Consider the following 26,693-nt stretch of genomic DNA (forward strand, 5'->3'; position numbering starts at 1 on the left):
ATACGGCAACCATGGTGACGCGGGGTGGAGCAGCCCGGTAGCTCGTCAGGCTCATAACCTGAAGGTCACAGGTTCAAATCCTGTCCCCGCAACCACCGACATGAAACACCCGCCCGAGCATACGCCCGGGCGGGTGTTGTCGTTCAGGGCAAACGACGCCAGGGCCCCCGTCAACGCCCGAGTAGATCCTCCTACCGAAAAGCACCCCGCAGGAAGCGGCCCGCCTCGATCCGCCTGGCTTCGGCGTGCGCGACGGATGCCTCGTATGGCGGGAGGCGCCTCGTCAGAGCGGCAGGAGCGACCCGGTCCGGTCCAGATGCGTCTGCCCGGGGAGTGATCCGGCTGGTCTCCTGGCGTAAAGGCTCTGAGCGGACATCGATTTGGTCGCCGTATCACAGCAATGGAGATGGTATGACAGGACATGCTTGGGATCGGGTGCCGATCGACGCTCAGAGCATCGATGCGCCGCTGTCCCAGGCGGCGATCTTCCTCGTGGTGACCGTGAGCGACGGGGAAGAGGCTCTCGCCAAGGTGCGCGACATGCTCGGCGGCCTCGACGATCTCGTGAAGACGGTCGGCTTCCGGGATCTCTCCGCGCGTCTGTCCTGCATCGCGGGGATCGGCAGCGACCTTTGGGGACGTCTGGGGGAACCGAACAGGCCGCGCGAACTGAAGCCCTTCGCTCCGATCGAAGGAAACCCGCATCGGGCTCCGGCGACACCGGGCGATATCCTCTTCCACATCCGCGCCGAGCGGCCGGACATCTGCTTCGAGTTCGAACGGATCCTGCTCCAGACCCTTGGCTCTGCGATGACGGTGACCGACGAGGTTTCGGGCTTCCGGTATTTCGACGCGCGGGATCTGCTCGGTTTCGTCGATGGCACGGCGAACCCCGCGGGGCGGGAGATCGGCGAGTCCGCGCTCGTCGGCGATGAGGATCCCGAATTCGCCGGCGGCAGCTATGTCGTGGTGCAGAAATATCTGCATGATCTGGCGGCCTGGGGCCGGACCTCGACGGCTCTGCAGGAGGAAATCATCGGCCGCACAAAGATCGACAATATCGAGCTCGATGACGACGCGGCCCCGCGCAAATCCCATAAGACCCTTGCTACAATCGTCGACGAGGACGGCAACGAGCATGACATCCTGCGGGACAATATGCCGTTCGGGCGCCCTGGGCACGGCGAGTTCGGCACCTATTTCATCGGCTACACCCGATATCTGTGGGTGATCGAGAAGATGCTGGAGCGCATGTTCGTCGGCGAACCGAAGGGGGCCTATGACAGGATTCTGGACTTCTCCACGGCGCAAACCGGTATAAGCTTTTTCGCGCCCTCCCGATCGACACTGGCGAAGTTGGCAAGTTCGTCCTGAGCGGACATTGAACGATCGCCCGCCGGCGATGCGGCCGGACAGGAGCGTGGCTCCCCCCTGACGTTCGGGCGGGGCGCCTCCGTGGATGATGATTCCCCCTGCTTATGTGGCCGGTGAGTGGCACTCAGGATGGGCGTTCGATATGATCTGCGGCTCCCCGGACATCGTGGAGCCGTCATGCGATAATGCATGACGGCTGTGCCGAATTTGCCGTGGAAGGCGCCTGATTGCATCGCCATTATGGCTGGCAGGAGGTCGCTCCCATGCCGATGCATCCTTTTCTCAAGCCATCGCCGCTTGCCATTGCCGCATCCGCGATCGCCGGCGCGGCCATCATTTCGAGCGTTCCACCGCATCGCATGGGAGAACGGTCCAGCGGCTCGGCGCGGCGGCGCCCGATGCCCTGCCCCGCCTCTATCTCGGCACCGCGCAGGTGAGCGCGCCCGACGATCCCAGTCCGCAGGAGAAAGCAGCATGAAAGCCGTTGGATATTACACGCCGGGCAGCATCGATCGCCCGGACTCGCTCGTCGATCTCGATCTCCCGGCGCCGACGGCCGGGCCGCGCGATCTCCTGGTCCGCGTGAAGCGGTGTCGGTCAATCCGGTCGACACCAAGGTTCGCGACGGAGCCGCGCCGGCATCGGGCGAGGCTCGGGTGCTCGGCTGGGACGCGGCGGGGATCGTCGAGGCGGTGGGCGATCAGGTCACGCTCTTCCAGCCCGGCGACGAAGTCTATTATGCGGGCGCTCTCCAGCGGCCCGGCACCAATGCCGAATTGCACGCCGTGGATGAACGGATCGTCGGCCACAAGCCGCGCTCGCTCGACTGGGCCGCGGCCGCGGCCCTGCCGCTCACGACGCTCACCGCCTGGGAGCTGCTCTTCGACCGGCTGCGCGTGCCCTATGGCCGCAAGACCGGGAGCGGCACGCTGCTCGTCATCAACGGTGCAGGCGGGGTCGGCTCGGTGCTGATCCAGCTCGCCCGCCGGCTGACCGGCCTGACGGTCGTCGCCACCGCGTCGCGGCCCGAAACGATCGAGTGGGTCCGTGCGATGGGCGCGCACCATGTGATCGATCATCGCCAGCCGCTCGACAAGGCGCTGAAGGCGATCGGCATCGCGCAGGCCGACTATGTCGCCAGCCTCACCGCCAGCGACCGGCATCTCCCCGCCATCGCCGAATTGATCGCACCGCAAGGCGCCGTCGCGCTGATCGACGATCCCGAGGTGCTCGACATCAACCCGTTCAAGCGCAAAAGCGTCAGCGTAAGCTGGGAGTTCATGTTCACCCGCTCGATGTTCGAGACGCCCGATATGATCGAGCAACATCACATCCTCGACGAGGTCAGCGCCCTCATTGACGCGGGCGTGCTGCGTTCGACGGTGACAAGCAGCGACGGCCCGATCAACGCCGCCAATCTCCGCAAGATTCACAGGCTGATCGAGAGCGGCTCGGCGTTTGGCAAGGCCGTGCTGACCGGCTTCTAGAGCGTGCCGGGCACCGCCGCGACCAGATGATCGACCAGCGCCCTGAGACGGGCGAGGCGTTTCAGGTCGCGGTGGTAGCCAAGCCAGACTTCCCGGCTCGGCGGGGCTTCCTCAACCTCCAGCAGCGTGAGCGGCACCATGTCGCCGATCACGCGCGGCAGGACAGCGAGCCCCGCGCCCTGCACACAGGCTCGCGCTTGTGCCTCGCGGCTGTTGCTGCGCAGCGCAAAGCTTGCCTCCGGCCAATGGCGGCGCATCCAATCGACATCGGCGAGCTGGCCCAGCGCCTCGTCCATCGCGATCAGGCGGAGCCCCGCGCCCGTGCCGCCGCCACTCCAGCCATGCTCTTCAAGATAGGCCTGCGAAGCGTAGAGCCCGTAACGGATCGTGGTCAGCCGGCGCTGAACGATGTCCGGTCCGGTGAAGGGGCGGAACCGCAGCACCATATCCGCCTCCCGCCGTTCCAGATCGAGCATCCGCCAGTCGGCGATCAGTTCGATGGTGACCCGCGGATGGGCTGCGGCGAAGTCGGCCAGCGGCTCGGCCAAAACCTGGTTCGAGAACCAGTCGGACGAGGAAATGCGCAGGCCGCCTTCCAGTCCCCGCGCCTGCCCAAGCAGCTTGCGCTCCAGAGCCTGCGCCTCCTCGGCCATCCGCTCGGCATGAAGCAGCATCGCCTCGCCCTCGTCGGTCAGGCGGAAGCCTTGCGGCGTGCGTTGGAAGAGCGAGGCCTGGAGCTGAAGTTCGAGCGCCCTCAGGCGTCGCCCCGCGGTCGGCTGCGTCATGCCCAGCCGCGGCGCCGCGGCGCTCAGCGTGCCGGCGCGCGCAATTTCGAGAAAGAGGCGGACGTCGTCCCAGGAGACCTGCATGACGGGTGGCATGTCATGATCGGGCGATCATGAAAATAGTCGCGGCCGGCGGCATCTCCGTCCGACGGGCGGTCGCCACGATCCCGGCTCTTCCAAAAAAAGAAAAAGGAAGATTGAAAGAAGTATTTTTGGCATGGGTGTCGACGGAGACGGGACGGGCGGGCGACCAACCGGCCGAATCAGCGCCGTCACAGGGAGAGAATCATATGCGTACTGCCGTCCGGCATCCTCGTATCGCGCGTCTGCTCGCGCTTCTCGTCGCCGGGGCGGCCCCGGCCTATGGGGCGACGCTGGCGGCGCCGGCCACGGTGGACGGCCGCGGCCCATACAACCTCTCCATCCTCGAAGGCGGCATCGGCGCGAGCTTCACGCTGAGCGGCGAGGCGGCGGCGGTGGCCGGCGGCGGGATATGGTCGCTCTCCGCCTGGGTCTCGCCCGAGACGGCCCAGCGGGGTTTCGTGCCCCTCGTGGCGATCGGCGATCCGGCCGGCAGCCATCGTTGCATCGGGCTGGAGGACGGCCGCCTCGTCTTCCGCTCGGCGAGCGGAGAGGTGAAGGCGCAAACGAGCATTCCCGCCGGGCGATGGACGGCGATCGGCCTGGCCTCGGACGGCCGGACGGCGAGCCTGTTCGTCGACGGCCGCATGGTGGCCAGCCGCGCCATGACGACGCCGGCGGTCGCCCCGACGCTCTCCATCGCCCCCACCATGGCCGGCATGGCCCATTTCGGCGGCCGCGTGGCGGGGCTCATCGTCTCTCCGGCCGCCACGCCCGCCACGGCCTTCGCGGAGACGGCGCGGCACCGCCCCGATCCGGCACTGATCGCCTTCGCCAAGCCCGGTCAGGGCTGGGAATGGCAGGAGAAGGCGTGGCGCGGCATGTTCCAGCCGCAGGATCCGGCGACGCTGCCGACCGGCAAGACCCCGCCCACGGCCCCTGTCGCCGTGGCGCCGACCGACACCGCCCCCCTCACCGAACTCGGCACCGGGCGCTGGCAAATCGGCGGATGGAAGCTGGGCATCGGGCCGGATGTCCATGCCGGCGGCGCCACGATCAGCAGCGACGGCTTCGACGATACCAAATGGTATGCGGCCACCGTCCCCGGTACGGTGCTGACCACGCTGGTCGATCGCGGTGTCTATCCCGATCCGTCCTATGGGCTGAACAATCTCGCCATCCCGGAAAAGCTCTCGCGGCAGGATTACTGGTATCGCGCGAGCTTCGATCTGCCGGCCGATTTCGCGCCCGTCCATCGCCAGCTTCTGTTCAAGGGCATCAACTACGCCGCCGAAGTGTGGGTGAACGGCCACTCGCTCGGCGCGATGACCGGCGCCTTCATCCGGGGCGAGTTCGACGTTTCGACATTGCTCCACGCCGGCCGCAACATCGTCGCGGTCCACATCCTGCCGCCGCCGCATCCGGGCATCCCGCATGAGGAGTCGATCGCCGCCGGCCCCGGCAACAATGGCGGCCAGCTCGCGCTCGACGGCCCGACCTTCGTCGCCACCGAGGGCTGGGACTGGATCCCCGGCGTCCGCGATCGCAACATGGGCCTGTGGCAGCCGGTCGAGCTGCACCAGACCGGCGTCGTCCGCATCGGCGACCCGCAGGTGGTGACGAAGCTTCCTCTGCCCGCGACCGATCACGCCGCCGTCACCATCACCGTGCCGATCGAGAATGACGGCACGGCGCCGGTCGCGACCACCGTCACCGCGAGCTTCGAGGGTGTCAGCGTCTCGAAGCCGGTGACGGCCGCGCCGGGCAGCAGCGAGGTGCGCTTCACGCCCGCCGACTTCGCCCAGCTCAACGTCGCCCATCCGAAGCTGTGGTGGCCGAACGGCTATGGCCCGCAGAACCTCTACACGCTGAAGGTGACGGCGACGGCCGGGACCGCGCCCTCGGACGAGAAGAGCCTGCGTTTCGGCATGAGGGAGCTGACCTACGGCCTCTCGCTGTTCGACGGAAAGGGCAAGCTCCGCCGCGTCGAGGTCGATCCCACGCTGGCGCATGAGCGCGGCGAAGCGCTGATCGCGCTCCGCCACGAGGACATCAAGCAGACCCCCGCCGGCTGGACGGAATCGCTGACCCCCGCCGGCGAGACCTCGCCCGCCGTCCGCGACATCCCCCGGCAGATGCGCGAGCCGCACATGACGATCTTCGTCAACGGCGTGCCCATCGCCGCACGCGGCGGCAACTGGGGCATGGACGATTTCATGAAGCGCGTCTCGCGCGCCCGGCTGGAGCCCTATTTCCGCCTCCACAAGGAAGCGAACGTCAACATCATCCGCAACTGGGTGGGCCAGGATACCGAAGACAGCTTCTTCGACCTCGCCGACGAATATGGGATGCTGATCCTCAACGATTTCTGGGAATCCACGCAGGATTACCAGAACGAGGCGGAAGACCCGCAGCTCTTCCTCAGGAACGCCGCCGACGTGATCGCGCGCTATCGCAACCACCCGTCGATCGCGGTCTGGTTCGGCCGCAACGAGGGCGTGCCCCAGCCGATCATCAACGAGGGCCTGAACGCCCTCGTCCTGAAGCTCGACGGCACGCGCTATTATACCGGCAGCTCGAACCGCATCGGGCTTCAGGGCAGCGGCCCCTATAGCTGGCAGAATCCGGTCGGCTATTTCACCGATCTCGATACCGGCTTCTCGGTGGAGGACGGCACGCCCTCGCTCGCGACGCTGGAGGCGGTCAAGGCGATGGTGCCGCCCGCCGATCGCTGGCCGATCAGCGACACGCTCGCCTATCATGACTGGCACATCGGCGGGAACGGCGACGTCCGCAGCTTCATGAAGATCCTCGACACCCAGTTCGGCGAGGCGACCAGCCTCGAGGATTTCGAGCGCAAGGCGCAGATGCTGAACTATGTCGACTATCGGGCGATCTTCGAGGGCTTCAACGCCGGGCTCTGGACGAAGAACAGCGGCCGCCTGCTGTGGATGACGCATCCCGCATGGCCGTCCAACCACTGGCAGATCTACAGCTCCGATTATGACACGGCGGCCGCCTATTACGGCACCAAGGCCGGCTCGGAGCCGATCCACGTCCAGATGAACCTGCCCGATTATGCGCTGGCCGTCGTCAACACCACGCGCGAGGCCGCCGACGGGCTGACGCTCAAGGCGCATGTGGTGGACATCGCCAACAAGACGCTGCTCGATCGCAGCGAGGCGGTGTCGGCGCCCGCCAACAAGACGACCACGCTGAAGCCGCTGGCGATCCAGCCGCTGCTCGATGCCCTTGGCCTCGTGCTGGTCGAGCTGACGCTGAGCGATGCGAAGGGCAAGGCCATCAGCCGCAACGTCTACTGGCAGGGCAAGGACGATGCCTCCTATCGCCAGCTCAACGGCCTTGCGCCGCAACCCCTCGCCGCGACCGCGAAGAAGGATCGCGACGGCATCACCATCGAGATCGCCAACCGCAGCGCGACGCCCGTCCTCGCCACCAAGCTCACGCTGGTGGATGCGAAGGGCGAGCGCGTGCTGCCGGCCTTCTATGAGGACAATTACGTCAGCCTGCTGCCCGGCGAGAGCCGCAGCGTCACGATCCGCACGATGGACGGCGTGAAGCCCACCGGCACGCCCGCCGCCATCCAGCTTCGCGGCTGGAACGTCCAGCCGGCGAGCATCCCGATCGGGTAACCGCTATGGCCATGGCCCCGCCGCATCGATGCGGCGGGGCTTTCGTGCGCGCCTCGATATCAGGGATAGGCGATATGGCTTTCGATCCGCTCTTCCGACGTGAAGGTCGGCGCGGGAAGGCCGGCCGCGTTGTATAGGCTGCCGGGGACCACGTTGCTCCAGTTGTAGCGGACATAGGCCGGGCTGGAGACGGCGCCCTTCACCACCACGCTATTCCCCTCGATCGTCGCCGTGGCCGGCTGGAAGCGGTGGTCCTGACCGGCGATTTCGAACCCCGTCACGGATGTGCCCCGCGCGGTGAGGCCCTGGCCGTTGTCGAACCACACGCGCAGGCCATCCGCCGTGGTCGACACCTGCCGGAACAGCGGCGGCGCGTAGGCGACATGCTCGCCATAAGCGACCGCCCGAGCGGCCAGCGCGAGCCGCGCGGCGACCGTCTGCTTGTCGCTCGGATGGACGTTCGCCGGATCGCCGACATCGGTGGTGACGGCCATCGCCGTGTTGGCGAGGCCGAGCGCCCGGCGCTGCGCGTCGCGCACCAGCCCCCATTCTTCCTTGGGGCTGTCGAAGCTGGAGATCTGCGCGAACAGGAACGGGAAATCGCCCTGCGCGAAATCGTGCCGCCAGTCGGTGATGAGCCCCTTGAACAGCGCCTCGTAATAAGGCGCGCGGGCGACGTTGCTGTTGGTTTCGCCCTGATACCAGATCACCCCCTTGATGCCGTAGCCGGTGAACGGCGCCACCATCGCGTTATAAAGAGCGCCGGGGCGATAGGCCTCCTCGGGCGGATGCCAGTCATGGTGGGGGGCGGGCAGGCCCCGTGCCCTGGCCTCGGCATCCTCGCGCTGCTCGGCGGCGATGGCGGCGTCCTTGTCGGCCTGCTCCTGCTCGAAGCGCGCGCGGGCGGCAAAGGCGGGCGAAAGCGACGGATCGGAACCCAGCGCCGCCATCGAGACCCAGCTATCGGCCGGCGTGCCGCCCCAGGTGGAATCGATCACGCCCACCGTCACATGCTCGCGCGCCGCGATCTCGCGGGCGAAGAAATAGCCGATCGCGGAGAAGGGAGCGGCGGTCTGGGGCGTCGTCTCGGTCCAGCTCTGGTCCACGTCGCGCAGCGGCATCGTGCTCGACTTATGCTCGACGCGGAGCAGCCGGACATGCGGATCGGTGGCGGCGGCGATCTCCGCGGCGCTGTTCTTCACATGTGCGGTCGGCGGGAAGCCGGCCAGCGGCATCTCCATGTTCGACTGGCCCGACGCGAACCAGACGTCGCCGATCATCACGTCGTGAATCGTCGTGCTGCCGCCGTCGCCGCTGATCGTCAGGGAATAAGGGCCGCCCGCCGCCTCGGGCATGAGCCATGCGTCCCACCCCCCGAGCCGGTTCGCGATGGAATGCCCATGCTGGCCGTGCAGCACGACCTCGATCGACGCGCCCGGCGTCGCCCAGCCCCAGATGTGGATGGGGCGGTCGCGCTGGAGCACCGCATGATCGGAGAACAGGTGCGGCGTGCGCAGTTCGGCCTCGGCAGGTTGGGCCAGCAGGCCCAACGCGATACAGGCGGCAACGCGGATCAGCATGATATGTCCTTCCCCTTCAAAGATGCTTGCGATGCTTCTGGGCATGATTGCCGGGCGAGCCATCGGATCGGCTTCTGCGGCGGTTTCGCCATCCCGTGCTCCCCATCCGGTCAGGCCTGACCTTTGAAAAAGTGATACGCGAAGCCCGTCGATATTAAATAAGAAAAAATGAACATATTTAAGTTGACCGCGGTCCCGAAACCCGACACAAAAATGACAAGCGGTAAAAGTCGCGTGGGAGGGGGCCGGGCTACAAACGCCAGCGAACCTTCCCTGGGAAATAATGTGTCGCCTTCGAGCGAGCATGATGGGGAGATGACGGCGTGCAGCATTCCACCACTATCCGGCGCAGCCTGTTGCTTGCGGCGGCCTCGGGCCTGACCCTCAGCGCCGGCATGGCCCACGCTCAAGCGATGGCGGCCCCGGCCAATGGCGGGGCGGCGCCTGCGCCTCTTCCCGCCCAGACCCAATTGGCGGCGGCCGATCAGGCGGCCTCCCCGAGCCAGGGCGCTTCTTCCACGGGGGCCGCGGACGCGGGCGACGAGATCGTCGTCACCGGCATCCGCGGATCGCAGCAGCGCGCGGTGAGCATCAAGCGCAATGCCGTGTCGGTCGTCGATTCCATCTCGGCGGAGGATATCGGCAAGCTGCCCGATGTCACGATCTCGGATTCGCTCCAGCGCATTCCGGGCGTGCAGATCCTGCGCAGCGCCGGCGAAGGGTCCACGATCAACATCCGTGGCCTCCCGCAGGTCACGACGCTCCTCAACGGCGAATCCTATCTCGGCGCCCAGTCGATCACGACCACTCAGCCCAATTTCAACGACATCCCCTCGCAGCTTTTCGCCGGGGCCGACGTCATCAAATCCTCCACGGCCGATCTGCTCAACGCGGGCATCACCGGCACCGTCAATCTGCGCACCCGGCGGCCGTTCGACCTGAAGGAAGGCCTCACCGTCGCGGCGGCGGCCGAAGGCGCCTATGGCGATCGGACGAAGCACAAGTTCGATCCGAACTTCAACGGCCTGATCTCGTGGCACAACGACAAGTTCGGTTTCATGGCGAGCGCCGCCTATTCGAACGTGCGCCTGTCCAACTCGCACAATGGCATCCAGGAAGGCTATGGCGCGGCGTTGCACAATGAGGGGACGGCCGACGCCACGTCGACCGGCGGCTTCTCCCCGGCGGGCCGGGCACGCGGAACCCCGGTGGCGGGCGGCGTGGATGTGAACGGCGATGGCGATGCCAACGATACGTTCATCGTGCCGCAGGGCTTCACCGGCTGGAACAAGATCGACCAGCGCAAGCGCCTGGGCATCAACGGCTCGGTGCAGTGGAAGATCAACGACGCGCTCACCCTGACCGGCGACGGCTTCTTCACCCGGCAGGACGAGCATGACCGCACGGCCGGCTTCCAGATGCAGGATGTCAACTGGCAGGCGGCGGAATTCACGCCGGGCGCGTCGCGTGACACCGGTTCGGTGGTGAACGGCTATCATGTGAACACCACGTCGATTTACAATTACGATCTCGGCAATTTCGACTCCTATGCGCAGAACGATCGCTACAAGTCGCAGTCGCAGAACTATAATCTCGAGCTGAAATATGATGATGGCGGCCGGTTCAAGGCCAGCCTGCGCGGCATCTATGGCAAGGCCTACCAGCATTACGATCAGAGCTACGCGCAGTTCAGCCTGTCGAACGGCGAACAGTGGGAAGCCGGCGGGATCGGGCATTATCCGACTTCGCTGGGTGGCGATCGGGTCTTCAATTCCGACGGCTATACGGTCAACACGCTCGCCGGCCTGAACTCGCTGCCCGCGACGGTGAACTTCACCGGAAACAAGCCGGTCTTCAGCCTGCCGAGCCAGTTGCAGAGCGAGCTGAGCGACATCAACAACTATGCGCTGAAGACGCTGTCGTCCGAAGGCAATTATCGCCGCAAGGGCGATCTCAAGATCGCGCGGGCGGATGCCTCCTACGAGGTGTCGTCGGATCTCAATTTCAGCTTCGGCGCGCGGTACAGCGAGCGCTCGGTTGACGATTTCGAGTTCGACCGCGCCGCGCCGCTTTATGGCGGGAATGGCGCGTCCAACCCGGCGGGCTGCCTGGTGAAATGGAAGGCGTTCGACGTTCCGGTGAACGACGCGAGCTGCAACGCGGGCGATGCCGCCGGCTTCTACACGGCGGGCCTCACGCGCAAGGCCAACGACCCGTCGTTCAAGGGGCAGGTCAAGCTGTTCAACCCCGGCGTCGCGGGCGTTCCGAACATGTATGTCCTCGATCCCAAGGCGATGGACAACGCGCTGAAGTTCCAGAACAGCTTCTATCCCGGCAACGTGGACGTCATGAATCCGGGCGCTTCGTTCAACGTCGGCGTCAAGCAGACGTCGGGCTATGTCCAGATGAACTTCAAGAGCGATCTGTTCGGTATCCCCTATTCGGGCAATGCCGGTGTGAAGATCATCAACACCCGCCTCGACATCACGCAATATGTGACGGGCAACCCGCAGCCTTATGGCCTGGCCGGCCTGGTGACGGGCACGCTGGAGACGAAGCGCGACTTCACCGACTTCCTGCCGGCGTTCAACGTCGCGTTCGATCTCACCCACAACCTCAAGTTCCGCTTCGCCTTCTCGAAGACGATGACGCTCCTCGATCTCAATCAGTGGGGCGGGGGCCTCAATCCGAATTACGCGATCGACACGTCCAACCCCGGCGCGCCCGTGTTCCGGGTGACCGGCGGCAGCCAGAACGGCAACCCCCAGCTCGATCCCTGGCGCGCCACCAACGTGGAAGGCTCGCTGGAATATTATCTCGGCCGGTCGAGCCTCGTGAGCGTTGGCCTCTTCCACATCAACGTCGAAAGCTTCATCCAGCAGGGCAATATCACGCGGTCCGATCTGCCGGATAATGACGGCGTCGTCCGAAACCGGACGGTGTCGATCAGCACGCCGATCCAGGGGGCCGGCGGTACGCTCCAGGGTGTCGAGGCCGGTGCCAAGATCTCGTTCAACGATCTCGGCTTCATGCCCACTCTGCTGTCGAATTTCGGCATCGACACCAACTTCACCTATTCGCCGTCCGATTCCGGCAAGAAGGATCTGGCGGGGCGCAGCATTCCCTTCCAGGACAATTCGAAGATCCAGACCAACGCGGCGCTTTATTATCAGGACCGGCGCTTCCAGGCCCGCGTGGCGTGGAATTTCCGCTCCAAGCGCGCCGTCCAGTCGGACTTCGGCGGTATTGTCGGCCTGGAGGAATATCAGGCGCCCACCAATTATGTGGACGCGTCGATCAGCTATGACATCACGCCCAATGTCACGATCTATGGGCAGGGATCGAACCTGACCGGCGAGTATGAGAAATATTACCTCACCTGGAAGGACGAACGCGCGTTCAACAACATCTTCGAGCGCCGCTTCACGGCTGGCGCCCGGGTCAAGTTCTGACGCCTGTTTCTGTCCGCCTGCCCGCCCGTCGCCGAGTGCGACGGGCGGGTATTTGTCTTGAGATCCTTGGCTTGCCGGAAAGCCTTGCATGAACGCTGATCCCGTCCGCTCCATCCTGATCGTCGGCGGGGGAACCGCGGGCTGGATGGCCGCCGCGCTGCTCGCGCGTCGCCTCGAGAGGCAGCCGATCTCGATCACCGTCGTCGAATCGCCCGATATCGGAACGGTGGGCGTCGGCGAGGCGACCGTTCCCGCGATCCGGGATTATTTCCGGGCCATCGGCGTCACCGATTATGAGGTGATGAAGGCGACGCAGGGCACCCTCAAGCTCGGTGTCGAGTTTCGCGACTGGGCCGGGCCGGGGAGCAGCTTCTTCCACCCGTTCGGCCTTTACGGAACCTCGTCGCGCGGGGTGGCCTTCCATCAATATTGGCTGAAGCGGCGGGCTGAAGGCGATGCGTCGCCGCTTGCCGACTACAGCCTCTGCACCGAGCTTGCGATGCGTCATCATGTGATGACGCCGCCGGACAATCCGCCCAACGAACTGGGCGTCTTCGATTGGGCCGTGCAATTCGACGCGGGGCTCTATGCCCGCTTCCTGCGCGACAAGGCGACGCGCGAACTGGGCGTGAAGCATATCGAAGGCCTGATCGTCGACACCAGCCTCGCCCCGGAAAGCGGGAATATCGCGAGCGTCACGCTCGGCGACGGGCGGGTATTGGAGGCGGACCTGTTCGTCGATTGCTCGGGCTTTCGGAGCCTGCTGCTCGGCGGCGCGCTGGGGGTGGGGTATCAGGACTGGATCGACTGGCTGCCCTGCGACCGGGCCGTGGCGATCCCGAGCGAACCGGACGGTTCGCTCGCCCCCTTCACCCGAAGCACGGCGCTGCCGGCGGGCTGGCAATGGCGCATCCCGCTCCAGCACCGGGTGGGCAATGGCTATGTCTATTCCAGCCGGCACATATCGGACGACGAGGCGGTTGCCGCATTGCGGGCGAATCTGGAGGGGGCGGCGCTCGCCGAACCCCATCTCCTGCGCTTTCGCACCGGACACCGGGACAGGTTCTGGCACCGCAACTGCGTCGCGCTGGGCCTTGCGGCGGGTTTCCTCGAGCCGCTGGAATCGACCAGCATCACGCTCATCCAAAGTGGCGTCGAGCGCTTGCTCGCGCTCTTCCCCAACCAGCATTTCGACCCGGCGCTCGCGGAAGAGTTCAACCGGATCACCATGCTGGAATATGCGCGTATCCGGGATTTCCTCATTCTTCATTATTACGGCAACGGCCGCATCGGCGAGCCCATGTGGGATGCTTGCCGGGCCTTGGACCTTCCCGAGGCGCTGGCGCACAAGATCCGCATGTTCCGCAGCCGCGGGACGATGGTCCGTTATGAATGGGAGTCCTTCCAGGATCCGAGCTGGCTGTCGATGTTCGTCGGGCTGGGCATGTTGCCGGACGCCTATGATCCCCTGGCGGACCATTTCTCCGGTGAGCAACTGGAAGGCGCGATGCTGCGGATGCGGGAGGCCATCGCCAAAACGGTCGCTCTGTCGACGCCCCATGCCGAGTTCATCGATCGCCATTGCGCAAACCGGCAGGGATAGGGCATTTTTGCCCGGCCGGGTAGAATTGCGAAATGGGATATGAGCCTTCCGATCCATCGCCGCGTTGAGGAAATGGGGCCTGTCGACGCGCGGCAGTTCGATGCCGAAATCCGAACTCGTGCCGAGCCGGTCGTCATCCGTGGCGCCGTGCGGGATTGGCCCGCGGTCGCCGCCGGGCGGGAATCCGATGAGGCGCTTGTCGACTATCTGAAGCGGATGGATCAGGGAAAGCGGGCGGAGGTGCTGGTCGGCCCGCCGGAGATCGATGGCCATTTCTTCTACGACGCGGCCATGAGCGGGTGCAATTTCCAGAAGCGATACGGATCGCTGAGCGGCCTCCTCGACAAGATCCTTTCGCTGCGGAGCGAGGAAAGGCCGATCGCGCTCTATGCGGGCGCGGCGGGGGTGGACGAGCATCTCGCGGGCTGGGCCGGGCAGAACCGCCTTCCCTTCGAGCTGCCCGACGCGACGCCGCGCATCTGGATCGGCAACCGGACCCGGGTGGCAACCCATTTCGACGAGACCAGCAACGTCGCCGTCGTCGTCTCGGGCCAGCGCCGCTTCACGCTTTTCCCGCCCGAGCAACTGGACAATCTCTATGTGGGGCCGCTCCATTTCACCATCGCCGGGCCGCCCGTCAGCATGGTCGATCTCGAGAATCCCGATTTCGAGCGCTATCCGAAATTCGCGGACGCGCTGCCGCACGGCCTGATCGCGGACCTCGAGCCCGGCGACGCGCTCTTCATCCCGCCGATCTGGTGGCACAGCGTCAAAGCCCTCGGCCGGTTCAACATATTGGTCAATTATTGGTGGGGGGAGCGCCATGCGGTGTCGCCGCTCGCCGCGCTGACCCATGCGATCCTGGCGGTCAGGGATCTTCCGCCCGCCCAGCGCGCCGCCTGGCGCAAATGGTTCGAGCATTATGTGTTCGACGAGGCGGCCCCCCATGCCGGCGATCACCTGCCCGAAGCCGCGCGGGGCGTTGTCGGGCCGCCGTCCGATGAGAAGATCAAGGCGTTTTCGGATTATCTGGCCGGGACACTTTCAGCGCCATAACGGCCCGTCTCACGGGAGAGTCACGCCCGGAGGGAAGGGAATGGGCGCGCCGGGGCCATGCGAGCGCCCGGCATAGAGAAGGCGGCCTTGCCCGAGCCGCGCCAGCACGAAGCCGATATCCCGCTCGGAAAGGGCGAAGCAGCCATCGCTGCGGCCGAGCCGCCCCTGCGTCACGAGCAGCGCCGGATCGACATAGCGGGCCGAGTGGATGACGATCGCGCGCGCCTCGGCATTGGCGTCGCTCGGGTCGAGCCCGGCCAGCCGGCGAGACAGGCCGTGGACGCCGCTATAGGTTTCGCCGGTGAGATAGGCGCCTTCCGACGTCGCCTCCGAGCCGATCTCGTTCGAGAAGCTCTGGAGCCAGCCGCTATGTCCGGGGTCCGAGCCTTTGCCATGGGCGACCAGCAGGCTCGTCGTCCTGCCCGCCAGCATGTCGATGAGATGAAAGCGCGGCACGGACGAAGGCAGGCCGAAATCGGCGATGGCGACCACGTCGCGCGACCAGATGGCGCCGTCGTGCCGCCACAGCGCATCGAGCGCATGGGCGACGAGCACCGGGTCCACCATCGGCGCCACCGCGGCGAGGCCCCGCTGGACGGCGGCGTCGGCCACCCCCGCGCCGCACGCCGCCAGCCATGCGGCCGACTGGAGCGCCGTTCTGCGCGAGGGAAGGAAGGGCGTTGCCATCGGGGCGATCCTAGCATGTTCGCAGGCGGCGATAAGGCCGCTTCGCTGGCGGTCGGGCGATCGCTGCGCTAGTCCGGTGCGATGTTCGTCGCGGTCTATTGGTGGCGGGTCCATCCCGGCAAGGAGGCGCAGTTCCGGGCCGCGTGGCGGCGCGGCACGCACCTGATCCGCGAGCGCTACGGCAGCTACGGTTCGCGCCTGCATCGTGACGCGGACGGGCGCTTCGTCGGCTATGCCGAGTGGCCCGACGAGGCGACATGGCGCGCCGCCTTCGACCAGAAGATGGTCTATGACGAGCCCGCCACCCGCGCGGCCTTCGTCGACGCGATCGCCGAGACTCCGGCCAACGCCGAGCCGATCTTCACCATGACCGTCTCGGACGATCTGCTGACACGCAGCCTCGCTCAGGCGGTGACGCCGGACCTGACGGGCAAGGTCGCGCTGGTCACGGGCGCGGGCGGCGGGCTCGGGCTGGAGATGGCGGGGGCTCTGGCGCGGGCGGGGGCGCGGGTGCTGCTCCATGGGCGCGACGTGGCGAAGCTCGAACCGGCGGTGGCGGGGCTGGCCGGGGAGGGGCTCGCCGCTTCCGCCTTCGTCGCCGATCTCGACGACGAGGAGGGGCTGGCGGATGCGATCGCCCGGCTGGCGGAGGCGTGTGGACGGATCGACATCCTCGTCAACAATGCCGGCGCGCGGGATCGTCGGCCGCTTGGCGAGCTGGACCGGGCGAGCGTCCGCGCGTTGCTGGAGACGAATCTCGTGGCACCTTTCGATCTGGTCCGATTGGTGACGCCGCACATGCCGGCGGGCGGGCGGATCATCAACATCACCTCGATCGCCGGCCCGATCGCGCGTGCCGGCGACGCCGCCTACACCGCCGCCAAGGGGGGACTGGAGGCGCTGACCCGCGCACTGGCGGCCGAACTCGGGCCTCAAGGCATCACGGTCAATGCCGTCGCGCCCGGCTATTTCGCGACCGAGGCCAATCGCGCGATGGTGGCGGACGAGGGTGTCGCCGGGCATCTCGCAAGACGCACCTCGCTCGGCCGCTGGGGCGAGCCTTCGGAGATCGCCGGCGCGGTGCTGTTCCTCGCCTCGGCGCAGGCCCCCTATGTCACCGGGCAGGTGATCGCGGTCGACGGCGGCTATCTCGCCCATTTCTGAGCGCCGCTTGACGGCGGCCGCCGCAAAAGGCAAAGGCGCCTCACTTCTTGGGGAGTAGCCGCCCGCGCGTGTCATGCGGGGCGCACGTCAACAAACTTGGCTTCGGCCATGGCGTGCGCGACCAGTCGGTTTGGCGAGACCATGGATCGGCGGGCGTTCCGGGGGGCCGGGCGCGCGCATCGATTCATGCGTCGCTTGGCCCGGCCCCGGGACGATTTCAGTATGCCAGCCCTGCCCTTGACGATCGCGCTGCTGCTCGGCTCCGCCGTCGTCATCTATCTGTCCTGCGAGTTTTTCGTGAACGGCGTCGAGTGGCTCGGCCGCCGCATGTCGGTCGGCGAGAAGGCGACCGGCACGGTGCTCGCCGCCTTCGGAACGGCATTGCCCGAGAGCGTGGTGACGTTCGTCGCCGTCGCTTTCGGAGCGGGCGCGGCGTCGAAGGCGCTGGGCGTCGGCGCGGCGCTGGGCGGGCCGCTGGCGCTCTCGACCATTGCCTATGCCACCGTCGGCCTCGTCCTGATCGCGACGCGCCAGCACCTGCCGCGCACCGCCGAGATCCGCCGGGACTTCCGCCATCTCAGCCGCGATCAGGGCTGGTTCCTGCTGATCTTCGTGGCGAAGGTGGCGTTCGGCCTGATCGCCTTCGCATGGAAGCCGTGGCTGGGGCTGCTCTTCCTCGGCGCTTACGGCCTCTATCTCCGCCAGGAGATGAAGGGCGGCGACGATATGGAAGAGGGCGCGCTGGAGCCGCTCAAGTTCCAGCCGGGCCGCGAGATGCCGACTCTCGCGGCGGCCGCGTTCCAGACCGGCCTGGCGCTCTGTATGATCTTCGCGGCCTCGCGCCTGTTCGTGACGCAGTTGGAGCATCTCGGCCCGGCGCTCGGCCTCAAGCCGCAGCTCCTCGCGCTGCTGCTGAGCCCGATCGCCACCGAGCTTCCCGAGACGATGAACGCGATCATCTGGGTGCGGCAGGGCAAGCATCGGCTGGCGCTGGCCAACATTTCCGGCGCGATGATGATCCAGGCGACGGTGCCGACCGCGCTCGGCCTGTTCTTCACGCCCTGGATGCTCGACATGCCGCTGCGGATCGCGGCGATCGCGACGGTGGTGGCGGTGGCGGTTATGTTCGTGGCCTTCGCGCGCGGCATGATCTCGCGCTGGCTGCTGGCGGCGATGGGGCTGCTCTATATCGGCTTCGCGGCCGTGCTGCTCTTCTTCCACATGGCCGGCTGACTAGCCGTGGAGAAGGCCGAGGCAGACACCGAAGCCCAGCGTCGACCACAGCGCGAGATTGCCGATCAGCAGGCCGGTCTTCCCGATCGGGCCGGTATGGGGGCGGGGTTTGCGCATGGTCTCTCCTTCGCGTGTCGGAATGCGCGGATGGGCGGGGGCGATCCAACGAACTTCCCCGCTTTCTCTGATCGGGAGGCTGCATGACATTCCGTCTGACGCACAATCGCTCTAACGGAGGGCGGCGCGTCGTGGCGGAACCCTGCCTCGCGGCGCAGCGTGTAGAAGGAGTTGGATGTGAAAAGCCGGATTCTCGTAACCGCCCTCGTCGCCATGACCGGAGCGGGCGTCGCGTCGGCCCAGGCGCTGCCGGCGGGCAACCCCGTCGCGGGCCAGCGCGTGTTCAACCAGTGTGCGAGCTGCCACACGATCGGCAAGGGCGCCCAGGCCGAGGCCGCGCCGGTGCTGAACGGCGTGGTGGGTCGCAAGGCCGGCTCGGCGCCGGGCTATGACTATTCGCCCGCGCTCAAAAAGTCGGGCCTGACGTGGGATGTGCCGACGCTGGCGCGCTTCCTCCATGCCCCGGCCAAGACGGTGCCGGGCACGCAGATGGCCTTCGGCGGCCTGATGAAGCCGCAGGACCAGGCGGACGTGATCGCCTACCTCAAGCAGTTCGCCGCGGACGGCACCAAGAAGTGATGCCCTGAGACCGCGCCGGAATCATCGGGCGCGGCCCGCCCCAAAAGCCGGGAGAGTCCCCATGCCGCTCTACGAGATCGACGGATCGAGGCCGACGCTGCCCGAGGACGGATCGAGCTGGGTGGCGCCGTCCGCCGACGTGATCGGCGACGCGCGGCTGGGGCGGGAGGTCGGCATCTGGTTCGGCGCGGTGATCCGGGCGGACAACACGCCGATCCTCGTCGGCGACCGCACCAATATCCAGGAAGGGGCGATGCTCCATTCCGATCCGGGCAGCCCGCTTCGCGTGGGCGAGGATTGCACGGTCGGCCATCACGCCATCCTGCACGGCTGCACGATCGGCAACCGGGTGCTGATCGGCATGGGGGCGACCGTGCTCAACAATGCCGTGATCGGTGACGATTGCCTCGTCGGCGCGGGCGCGCTGGTGACCGAGGGCAGGAGCTTTCCGCCCGGCAGCCTGATCGTCGGCGTGCCCGCCCGCGCGGTGAAGACGCTCCCGGACGAGGCGGTGGCCGCGCTCAAGGCGTCCGCTGCCGGCTATGCCGCGCGCCAGAGGCATTATGCGAGCGGGCTGCGTCATATCGATGCGCCTTCCGAAGGGCGCGATTGACGAACGGGCGATGAACGCCGACGCTCCGCCGCCTGGGGGTGGGGAGCGATTCACATGTTGTTGACCAAGGAAGCCGACGCCGGGCTGATCGTGGCGCCGCGGGATTTGAGGACGGTCGGCGCGCATCCCGATCATTGGTATCCGATCTGCTGGAGCCGGGAACTGAAGCCCGGCCAGATGCAGGCGCGGCGCTTCGCGGGCGATCCGGTCGTCGTGGTGCGCAGCAAGGAGGGCGTGCTCTTCGCGCTGGAGGATCGCTGCGCGCATCGGCAGGTGCCGCTCAGCCATGGCGTCGTGAAGGGATGCACCGTCCGCTGCGGCTATCATGGCTGGGCCTATGACGAGAGCGGCGCGTGCGTCGACGTGCCCTATCTCGGGCGCGAGCGGCTGCCCAACGGCGTGAAGTCCTATCCGGTCCACGAGGTCGACGGGCTGATCTTCATCTTCCCCGGCAATCCCGAGCTGGCCGATGCCCGCCGCCCGTCCGCGCTGGGCGCGCGGGGCGACCGCACCTACAAGACCCGCGAGCTCAATCGCGAGGTGGGCGCGCACTACACGTTCATGCACGAGAACCTGTTCGACATGAACCACCAGTTCCTCCACCGCCGGCAGATGGGGCTGATGAAGGCCACCTGTCTGGGCCGCGACAGCGGGCCGAACTGGGCGGAGGTGCGCTACACCTTCTCGCGCACCGAGGGCGCGGCGACGATCGGCGAGGGCGCGATCCTCGGCCTGATGCGCGGCAAGGACGAGGCCGACCGCAAGGACAGGATGGTCATCCGCACCGACTATCCGCACCAGAATCTGCGCTTCTGGATCGACGAGGGCGATCCCGTGCTGTCGGTGTGGCTGGGCTACACCCCGCTCGACGCCGAGCAGAAGACCAACCGCACCTTCGGCTATCTCTCGGTCAAGAAGCCGGGCCTGCCGCTGCTGCTCGACATCGCCTGGCCGTTCATCACGATGTTCACCGAGTCCATCTTCAAGGAGGACAAGGAGATCGTCGAGATGGAGCAGGCCGCCCACGATGCCCAGGGGAGCGACTGGAACAACGAGGTGTTCCCGCCGATCCGCGAGCTGCGTGCCGTACTGGAGCGCTGCGGCGCGCCGGGCTGAGGCCGTTGCGCCCGGTCAGTCGTTGCCCGGCTGATCGGGCGCCTCCCCGTCCTCGCTGTCCTCTTCTCCGGCGGGCGCGTTCGGGCGAGTCGTCAGGTGGATGCCGTCTTCGCCGAACTGGAGGTTGAAGGTGGTGTTGCCGATCGTCGCCTCGGCGCTCGCATCGGGGATGGCGTCCGGGTCGACCAGCGCCGGCACCTTCTGGCCGAGCGGGGTCGCGCCGATCGCCTGCGCCATGAACGTCCGCCAGACCTTCGCCGGCAGCCCGCCGCCCGCCATGCCGGGCAGCGGCTGGTTGTCGTCGCGGCCGATCCACACCGCCGTCACGAGGCCTCCCGCGAAGCCGACGAAGATGGCGTCGCGGCTGCCCTGGCTGGTGCCCGTCTTGCCATAGACCTGCGTGCTGAGCGCCGCGCCCCGCGCGGTGCCCTGCTTCACGGTGGCGGAGAGCAGGTCGAGCAGCATCTGATGCTGGCTGTCGTCGAAATGATGCTTGTGGTCCCACAGCCAGTCGAGCCAGCCCTGCGGCGGATCGGGCAGGCCATGCGGCGCCACCGGCCAGCTATTGCCTGCCACCGCGGCATAGGCGCCGGTCAGCTCCAGCAGAGAGATGCCGGACGTGCCGAGCGCGATCGAGGGATCGGCCTTGAGCGGACTGGCCACGCCGAGATCCTGCGCCGCCTTCACCACCGCGTCCGGCCCGACCTTCTGGGCCAAGCGGACGGCGGCGACGTTGCTCGACCGCGCGAACGCCTCGCGCAGCGTGATCGAGCCGCGATAATGACGGTCGGCATTGGCGGGCGACCAGCCGTCGATGGTGAGCGGCTTGTCGTCGACGCGGGAATCGGGCGTCATCCCGTCGCGCAGCGCCGCCAGGTAGACGAACAGCTTGAAGGTCGAACCCGGCTGGCGGCGGGCCTGTGTGGCGCGGTTGAAGCTGCTCGCGCTATAGTCGCGGCCGCCGACCATGGCGACGACGCGCCCGTCCGGCTTCATCGCCACCAGCGCGATCTGCGTGCCGGCGGGGCCGGCGCGGGTCGCGGCTTCGGCGGCGCGCTGGAGGCGGCTGTCGAGCGTGGTGGTGACGCGCTGCGCGGCATAGCCGGTGCCGACGCTGTCGCGCGCGGCGGGCAGCACCCAGTCGCCGAACCATGATCCGCCGATCTCGGCCGGCACGGGGCGCAGGTGCAGTCGCGCCGGCGGCGTCGCGCGCGCGGTGGTCTCGTCGATATAGCCGGCCTCGGCCATCGCCTGCACCACCAGCGCCTGCCGCGCCTGCGCGCCGTCGAGGTTGGAACTGGGCGCGAGCCGCGAGGGCGCCTTCATCAGCCCCGCCAGCATCGCCGACTGGCCGACGCTCAGATGCTCGGGCGTCGTATCGAAATAATGGCGGGCGGCGGCGCGCAGGCCATACACATTGTCGCCGAAATAGACGTTGGAGAGGTAGCGCGAGAGAATCTCGTCCTTGGACAGCCACGCCTCCAGCCAGAGCGCGACCATCGCCTCGCGCAGCTTGCGTCCGGCGGTGCGGTCCGAGGTGAGGAACACCAGCTTGGCGAGCTGCTGCGTGATCGTCGAGCCGCCCTCGCGCATATGGCCGGCACGCAGATTGTGCCACATGGCGCGCGCGATGCCGTGCGGATCGATGCCCCAGTGATGGTAGAAGCGCCGGTCCTCGATCGCGATGAAGGCTTCGCCGACATGGGGCGGCAGCTTGCGCACGTCGACCGGCCTGTCCGTCACCGCGCCCTTGCGCGCGATGATCCGGCCGTCGGAGGCGAGCAGCGTCACGCTCGGCGGCGCGATCGGCTGGAGTGATTTCGACAGCGGCGCGGTCACCGCAAGCCACGCCACCGCCGCCATGAACAGCAGCAGCACGCCGCAGATCGCCCAGCGCAGGAAGCGCCAGCGATGACGCCGCACGGGGCCGGGCGCGGCCGGGCCGGGCGCCGCCACGGGGGGAGCGGAGCCGGCAGGGGTCGCGTCCGGGGTGGAGAAGGGGTTATGCACGGACTGTATTATATCAGCAATACGGTGAGGGGCGCCAGTATCGTGTTGGCACGGGAAACGGCGGACATGGCTCCGGTACAGGATGGCGGGCCGCTTGTCGCCTCCCCGGTGGCGGCCTAGGTTCGCGGGCGCAAGGGGGCGTGTATCGCGTGGTCGACGATGGGCAATGGGTGGACGAGTCGCTTTCGGATGTCTTCCTCAGGCATCGGCCGGCGCTGAGGGCTTTTCTGCGCGGGCGATGCGCCCAGCATGACGTGGACGATCTGCTCCAGGATCTGTGGGTGGAGACGCAGCGGACCTCCGGCCCGGTCGCACCCGACCCGCTATCCCATCTCTATCGCGCCGCCCATCGGCTGGTGCTGGAGCGCGGGCGCGGCGCCTCCCGTCGCGACCGGCGGACGAGCCGGCCCCTCCCCGAGATGGAGCATATGCTGATCGTGCCGCGTCCCGTGCCGCCGGCGCCGGAGACGCTGCGCACGCTGGGCATCCGGGCCGAGCATGTCTTCCGCCGCTATCGGCAGGACGGCGCGTCCCGGCCCGCGATCGCGGAGGAACTGGGCATCGGCACCGGCCTCGTCGAGATGGAGCTGGGCCGTGCCTATGCCGCGCTGCTGCTGTCGCGGATGCGGGCATGATGGCGAACATGCGCCCGATCCCGGAAAGCCCGCGCGAGGAGATCGCGCTCGGCTGGATCATGCGGCTGCACGATCCGGCCTTCGATCGCTGGCCGGAGCTGAGCGAATGGCTGGCGGAGGACGAGGAGAACTCCGATCTGTTCGACCGGCTGTGCATCGCCGATCGGGCCGTGGCCGCGGAGTTGCAGGACGCGCCCGCCCCCAGGCGGCGCCTCTGGCCCGAGCGGGACGACACGCCCGCCGCCCGCGCCCGGCGTTCGGGCGAGCGGATGTGGATCGCATCCGCCGCGCTGGTGTTTCTCGTCACCATCCTGTTCGTGCTGGTGATCCTGCCGTCGATGCACCCGGTGCCCGCTGCCCGGTCCGCCGAGCTTCGCTGACGCTCGCGGGCGGGCGCTTGCCATGACGCCATCCACCGCATAGCCATCTCTCGGGAACGACGGGCGCGGGGGGCTGCGCCGTCGGGGAGGGGGAAAGACGATATGCGCGCAGGGGCTTTGCGTCCTGCCGTGGCGCGGCGTGTCGCCGGGCGTCGCCCGTCCGCATCTTTTTCACCTTTTCAGTGGAAACTCCATGCCAGCCGGAATGGAGGGGCTCCGCGCGCAGTGGGTCCAACAATGCGCGCGGTGCCCGACAAAGGGGGGAGTGAAGATGCGGACATGGATGGGTTTGACGGGGAGCGCGCTCGCGCTCGTCGCGGCGCCGGCCTGGGCTGAAGAGGCGCCGCCGGGGGCGGCACAGCAGGCGGCCCCGGCGGGAGAGGAGACGGTCAACGCCTCCGACATCATCGTGACGGCGACGCGGCGCGCCAGCCGCCTGTCGGACGTGCCGATCGCCGTCTCCGCGATCACGGCCGAGACGCTGCGCAACAGCGGCGTGACCGACATCCGCCAGCTCACGCAGGTGGCGCCGTCGCTGCTGGTCTCCTCGACCATGTCGGAAGCGGGCGCGGGCGGCGCGCGCATCCGCGGCGTCGGCACGGTGGGCGACAATCCCGGCCTCGAAAGCTCGGTCGCGACCTTCATCGACGGCGTCTATCGCAACCGCGCGGGCGTGGCGCTGACCGAGCTCGGGCCGATCGACCATATCGAGGTGCTGCGCGGGCCGCAGGGGACGTTGTTCGGGCGCAACGCCTCAGCGGGCCTCATCAGCATCACCACCGCGATGCCCAGCGACCGTTTCGGCGGCTATGCCGAGGGCAGCTACGGCAATTACGATTATTACCGCTTTGCCGGCGGCATCACCGGGCCGATCGGGGACAGCGGCGTCGAGTATCGGCTCGACGGCGTCTACAACCATCGCGACGGCTTCCTGAAGGACGTGATCTCCGGCCGGCGCGTGAACAACCGCGACCGCTACCTGATCCGCGGCAAGCTGCGCTACCAGCCGAGCGACGCGCTCTCGATCCTGCTGATCGGCGATTATAGCCACCAGAACGAGGAATGCTGCGCGGCGGTCTATCGTCCCGCGCGCAACGTCACGCGGACGGCCGACGGCCAGTTCGTCTCCTCGCCCTCCACCATCGCGGCGCTGGAGGAGAGCATCCATTCCAACGTGCCGGGCGCGGGCAACGGCCAGATCCTGGACGATCCCTATGCGCGCCGCGTCGCGATCACGCCGGGGCGCAACTATCTCTCTCGCGTCAACGACGGCGGCGGATCGGCGCAGATCGATTATGATTTCGGCGGCGCCAAGCTGACCTCGATCACCGCCTATCGCATCAACAAATATACCAGCGGGCAGGATTCGGATTTCAACAATCTCGACCTGCTGTATCGCGCGGGCGACGGCGGGCGCTTCACCCGCTTCAAGACCTTCACGCAGGAGCTGAGGCTCCAGGGCTCGGCCTTCCGCGACAGGCTCGACTGGCTGGTGGGCGGCTATTATGGCGACGAGCGCCTCACCACCCACGACAATCTCTCCTTCGGCGCGGATTACGACCAGTATGCGACCAGGCTCGGCGCGGCGCTGCTCGGGCAGCAGGTGCCGGCGCTCGGCCAGCTCTTCGGCGCGACCGGCTTCGCCAACCTCAAGGGCTTCGCGCAGGGCTTCGCGGCGTCCCAGCTCGGCGGCCTGCCGCCGGCGGTGGCCGGCCAGATCGCCGGAGCGATCGCCGCGCAGGTGCAGAACGTCACCATGGCCGGCACCGGCGACCGCGACATCTTCAACCAGCGCGACCGTAACTACGCGATCTTCACCCACGACATCCTGCACCTGACCGACCGGCTCTCGCTGACGCTCGGCGCGCGCTACACCTGGGATCGCAAGCATCTCGACGCCTCGCTCCAGAGCACGAGCCCGTGCGGCGCCTATTCCGCGAACGTCACCCGGCTGCGCGCGCTGGCGGCGTCGGGCGCGCTCGGCAGCGCGTCGGCGCTGGCGCAGGCGCTGGCCGATCAGATCCTGACCCCGCTCGGCGCGCTGCCCTGCGTCATCAACTCGGTGAGCGGGGATTTCTCCGGCCACCGGCACGAGGGCGAATGGTCCGGCACCGCCGTGCTGAGCTACAAGCCGATCGACCGGCTGATGGGCTATGCGAGCTATGCGCGCGGCTACAAGGCGGGTGGCTTCAATCTCGATCGTGCGCCCTTCTTCAATCCCGGCACGCTGACGCCGCTGCCGACCAACAACCTCTCCATCCTGCAATTCCAGCCGGAGAAGGTGGATGCGTTCGAGGTCGGCACCAAATATCGCGGGCGCGGCTTCGACATCAACGTCGCGGGCTTCTACCAGATGTTCAAGAGCTTCCAGCTCAACACCTTCAACGGCACCGCCTTCTTCGTCACCGACATCCGTGGCTGCAAGGACGATCTCGGCACCACCGATCAGGACCAGATCGCCGGCAATTCGCAATGCGCCAGCGAGGAATCGGGCGTCACCTCGAAGGGCGTCGAGATCGAGGCCTTCCTCTATCCCGCGCCGGATTTCACCCTTTCGGCGGGCTTCACGCTGGCCGACACGCGCTATCGCCACGACCTCGCCGGCACGCCGGACAGCAGCGGCAGCAATGCGCTCCAGCCGGCGCTGTCGCTGTTGCCGGGCGGACGGCTGTCGCTCTCCTCGCTCTACACGGTGACGGGCTCGGCGCAGTGGACGCCGCCGGTCGGCCATCTGCGCGGGCTGCTTTACGCGGACTTCCGCTACACCTCCGAGATGAACACCGGCTCGGACCTGTTCAGCGAGAAGGAGCAGCCCGGCACGATGGTCATCAACGCGCGCATCGGCCTCGGCGCGGCGGACCGGAGCTGGAGCATCGAGGGCTGGGTGCAGAATCTGTTCAACGTGAACTACGAACAGGTGGCGTTCAACTCGCCGACGCAGGGCGGGAACGTCTCGGCGGCGCAGCTCTCGGCCGGGCAGACCGCGACGCAGCTCTACAGCAGCTTCCTCGCCGAGCCGCGAACCTTCGGGCTGACGCTCCGCAAGACATTCTGACCGCGAGCGCCCGCCCTTCGGGGCCGATTGCCT

The 26,693-nt window shown here is 67.4% G+C and carries 17 protein-coding genes, 1 tRNA gene, 2 pseudogenes and 1 riboswitch; of the genes and pseudogenes, 16 read left to right on the plus strand and 4 right to left on the minus strand.

Translation table 11 applies throughout. The features are described 5' to 3' along the window. Nucleotides 1-18 precede the first annotated feature (18 nt). From FHS98_RS15825 to FHS98_RS15835, 3 genes and pseudogenes are all read left to right on the plus strand, one after another. Nucleotides 19-95, plus strand: a tRNA-Met gene (locus FHS98_RS15825). Between the two features lie 238 nt (nt 96-333). Then, on the plus strand, nt 334-1,374 hold the full coding sequence (locus tag FHS98_RS15830) for a Dyp-type peroxidase (RefSeq protein ID WP_341786083.1): 1,041 nt from the start codon (nt 334-336) through the stop codon (nt 1,372-1,374). A gap of 474 nt (nt 1,375-1,848) precedes the next feature. Beyond that, nucleotides 1,849-2,861 (plus strand): annotated as a pseudogene (locus FHS98_RS15835) (zinc-binding alcohol dehydrogenase family protein). Here FHS98_RS15835 and FHS98_RS15840 read toward each other — a convergent pair. Continuing rightward, nucleotides 2,858-3,730 carry a LysR family transcriptional regulator gene (locus FHS98_RS15840; RefSeq protein ID WP_243848064.1) on the minus strand — a complete coding sequence of 291 codons (873 nt, stop codon included), beginning with the start codon at nt 3,728-3,730 and terminating at the stop codon, nt 2,858-2,860. The pseudogene FHS98_RS15835 and the gene FHS98_RS15840 overlap by 4 nt on opposite strands. A 206-nt stretch (nt 3,731-3,936) precedes the next feature. Between FHS98_RS15840 and FHS98_RS15845 the strand changes: the two genes are divergently transcribed. Further along, nucleotides 3,937-7,380: a glycosyl hydrolase 2 galactose-binding domain-containing protein gene (locus FHS98_RS15845; protein ID WP_167107338.1), complete on the plus strand. Its 3,444-nt coding sequence runs from the start codon at nt 3,937-3,939 to the stop codon at nt 7,378-7,380. Between the two features lie 59 nt (nt 7,381-7,439). Here FHS98_RS15845 and FHS98_RS15850 read toward each other — a convergent pair whose 3' ends face one another. After that, the gene (locus tag FHS98_RS15850) at nt 7,440-8,960 is read right to left on the minus strand and encodes a sialate O-acetylesterase (protein WP_167107341.1); all 1,521 of its coding nucleotides are present in this window, start codon (nt 8,958-8,960) and stop codon (nt 7,440-7,442) included. A gap of 395 nt (nt 8,961-9,355) precedes the next feature. Here FHS98_RS15850 and FHS98_RS15855 point away from each other — a divergent pair, with 395 nt between their 5' ends. The 3 genes from FHS98_RS15855 (at nt 9,356) to FHS98_RS15865 (ending at nt 15,071) form a co-directional block, all read left to right on the plus strand. Then, nucleotides 9,356-12,412: a TonB-dependent receptor gene (locus tag FHS98_RS15855; protein ID WP_243848065.1), complete on the plus strand. Its 3,057-nt coding sequence runs from the start codon at nt 9,356-9,358 to the stop codon at nt 12,410-12,412. Between the two features lie 88 nt (nt 12,413-12,500). After that, nucleotides 12,501-14,015, plus strand: coding sequence for a tryptophan halogenase family protein (locus FHS98_RS15860; protein WP_167107344.1), 1,515 nt, complete (start codon nt 12,501-12,503; stop codon nt 14,013-14,015). A gap of 39 nt (nt 14,016-14,054) precedes the next feature. Next, nucleotides 14,055-15,071, plus strand: a complete 1,017-nt coding sequence (locus tag FHS98_RS15865) for a cupin-like domain-containing protein (RefSeq protein WP_167107347.1) — start codon at nt 14,055-14,057, stop codon at nt 15,069-15,071. Between the two features lie 9 nt (nt 15,072-15,080). Here FHS98_RS15865 and FHS98_RS15870 read toward each other — a convergent pair whose 3' ends face one another. Beyond that, nucleotides 15,081-15,758, minus strand: a complete 678-nt coding sequence (locus tag FHS98_RS15870; protein ID WP_167107350.1) for a murein L,D-transpeptidase catalytic domain family protein — start codon at nt 15,756-15,758, stop codon at nt 15,081-15,083. A gap of 81 nt (nt 15,759-15,839) precedes the next feature. Between FHS98_RS15870 and FHS98_RS18895 the strand changes: the two are divergent. From FHS98_RS18895 to FHS98_RS15895, 6 genes and pseudogenes are all read left to right on the plus strand, one after another. Continuing rightward, nucleotides 15,840-16,157: pseudogene (locus FHS98_RS18895) on the plus strand (antibiotic biosynthesis monooxygenase family protein); the annotation flags it as partial. A 12-nt stretch (nt 16,158-16,169) separates the two neighbouring features. Further along, nucleotides 16,170-16,922 carry an SDR family oxidoreductase gene (locus tag FHS98_RS15875; RefSeq protein ID WP_341786086.1) on the plus strand — a complete coding sequence of 251 codons (753 nt, stop codon included), beginning with the start codon at nt 16,170-16,172 and terminating at the stop codon, nt 16,920-16,922. A gap of 42 nt (nt 16,923-16,964) precedes the next feature. After that, nucleotides 16,965-17,119, plus strand: a riboswitch (yybP-ykoY riboswitch). A 25-nt stretch (nt 17,120-17,144) separates the two neighbouring features. After that, a complete protein-coding gene (locus FHS98_RS15880; protein ID WP_208402321.1) occupies nt 17,145-18,155 on the plus strand; it encodes a sodium:calcium antiporter in 1,011 nt (336 codons plus the stop codon). A 294-nt stretch (nt 18,156-18,449) separates the two neighbouring features. Further along, entirely contained in the window at nt 18,450-18,851 is a 402-nt protein-coding gene (locus FHS98_RS15885; protein WP_167107353.1) for a c-type cytochrome, read from the plus strand. 61 nt (nt 18,852-18,912) lie between these two features. Then, on the plus strand, nt 18,913-19,464 hold the full coding sequence (locus FHS98_RS15890; protein WP_167107356.1) for a gamma carbonic anhydrase family protein: 552 nt from the start codon (nt 18,913-18,915) through the stop codon (nt 19,462-19,464). A gap of 54 nt (nt 19,465-19,518) precedes the next feature. Continuing rightward, the gene (locus FHS98_RS15895) at nt 19,519-20,580 is read left to right on the plus strand and encodes an aromatic ring-hydroxylating oxygenase subunit alpha (RefSeq protein WP_167107359.1); all 1,062 of its coding nucleotides are present in this window, start codon (nt 19,519-19,521) and stop codon (nt 20,578-20,580) included. Nucleotides 20,581-20,595: 15 nt separating this feature from the next. Here the strand turns inward: FHS98_RS15895 and FHS98_RS15900 are convergent, their stop codons facing one another. Continuing rightward, complete coding sequence (locus FHS98_RS15900; RefSeq protein WP_425057354.1) at nt 20,596-22,590, minus strand: transglycosylase domain-containing protein; 1,995 nt, start codon at nt 22,588-22,590, stop codon at nt 20,596-20,598. 149 nt (nt 22,591-22,739) lie between these two features. Here FHS98_RS15900 and FHS98_RS15905 point away from each other — a divergent pair, with 149 nt between their 5' ends. The 3 genes from FHS98_RS15905 to FHS98_RS15915 all read left to right on the plus strand — a co-directional run bounded on the left by FHS98_RS15905 (nt 22,740) and on the right by FHS98_RS15915 (nt 26,660). Beyond that, nucleotides 22,740-23,225, plus strand: a complete 486-nt coding sequence (locus FHS98_RS15905; RefSeq protein ID WP_167107362.1) for an RNA polymerase sigma factor — start codon at nt 22,740-22,742, stop codon at nt 23,223-23,225. Next, a complete protein-coding gene (locus FHS98_RS15910) occupies nt 23,222-23,605 on the plus strand; it encodes a hypothetical protein (RefSeq protein ID WP_167107365.1) in 384 nt (127 codons plus the stop codon). Before FHS98_RS15905 ends, FHS98_RS15910 begins: the two co-directional genes overlap by 4 nt. Nucleotides 23,606-23,888: 283 nt before the next feature. Continuing rightward, a complete protein-coding gene (locus FHS98_RS15915; RefSeq protein ID WP_243848066.1) occupies nt 23,889-26,660 on the plus strand; it encodes a TonB-dependent receptor in 2,772 nt (923 codons plus the stop codon). Nucleotides 26,661-26,693: the final 33 nt, after the last annotated feature.

The organism is Sphingomonas oligoaromativorans (assembly GCF_011762195.1).
In the GTDB taxonomy this organism is placed as follows: Bacteria; Pseudomonadota; Alphaproteobacteria; order Sphingomonadales; family Sphingomonadaceae; genus Solisphingomonas; species Solisphingomonas oligoaromativorans.

What these genes read in the sequence shown, in the direction of transcription:
- FHS98_RS15870 (WP_167107350.1), bottom strand. Translation starts at nt 15,758, where the DNA reads ATGGCAACGCCCTTCCTTCCCTCGCGCAGAACGGCGCTCCAGTCGGCC.
- FHS98_RS15910 (WP_167107365.1), top strand. Translation starts at nt 23,222, where the DNA reads ATGATGGCGAACATGCGCCCGATCCCGGAAAGCCCGCGCGAGGAGATC.
- FHS98_RS15915 (WP_243848066.1), top strand. Translation starts at nt 23,889, where the DNA reads ATGGGTTTGACGGGGAGCGCGCTCGCGCTCGTCGCGGCGCCGGCCTGG.
- FHS98_RS15855 (WP_243848065.1), top strand. Translation starts at nt 9,356, where the DNA reads ATGGCCCACGCTCAAGCGATGGCGGCCCCGGCCAATGGCGGGGCGGCG.
- FHS98_RS15890 (WP_167107356.1), top strand. Translation starts at nt 18,913, where the DNA reads ATGCCGCTCTACGAGATCGACGGATCGAGGCCGACGCTGCCCGAGGAC.
- FHS98_RS15840 (WP_243848064.1), bottom strand. Translation starts at nt 3,730, where the DNA reads ATGCAGGTCTCCTGGGACGACGTCCGCCTCTTTCTCGAAATTGCGCGC.
- FHS98_RS15895 (WP_167107359.1), top strand. Translation starts at nt 19,519, where the DNA reads ATGTTGTTGACCAAGGAAGCCGACGCCGGGCTGATCGTGGCGCCGCGG.
- FHS98_RS15860 (WP_167107344.1), top strand. Translation starts at nt 12,501, where the DNA reads ATGAACGCTGATCCCGTCCGCTCCATCCTGATCGTCGGCGGGGGAACC.
- FHS98_RS15850 (WP_167107341.1), bottom strand. Translation starts at nt 8,960, where the DNA reads ATGCTGATCCGCGTTGCCGCCTGTATCGCGTTGGGCCTGCTGGCCCAA.
- FHS98_RS15845 (WP_167107338.1), top strand. Translation starts at nt 3,937, where the DNA reads ATGCGTACTGCCGTCCGGCATCCTCGTATCGCGCGTCTGCTCGCGCTT.
- FHS98_RS15865 (WP_167107347.1), top strand. Translation starts at nt 14,055, where the DNA reads ATGAGCCTTCCGATCCATCGCCGCGTTGAGGAAATGGGGCCTGTCGAC.
- FHS98_RS15880 (WP_208402321.1), top strand. Translation starts at nt 17,145, where the DNA reads ATGCCAGCCCTGCCCTTGACGATCGCGCTGCTGCTCGGCTCCGCCGTC.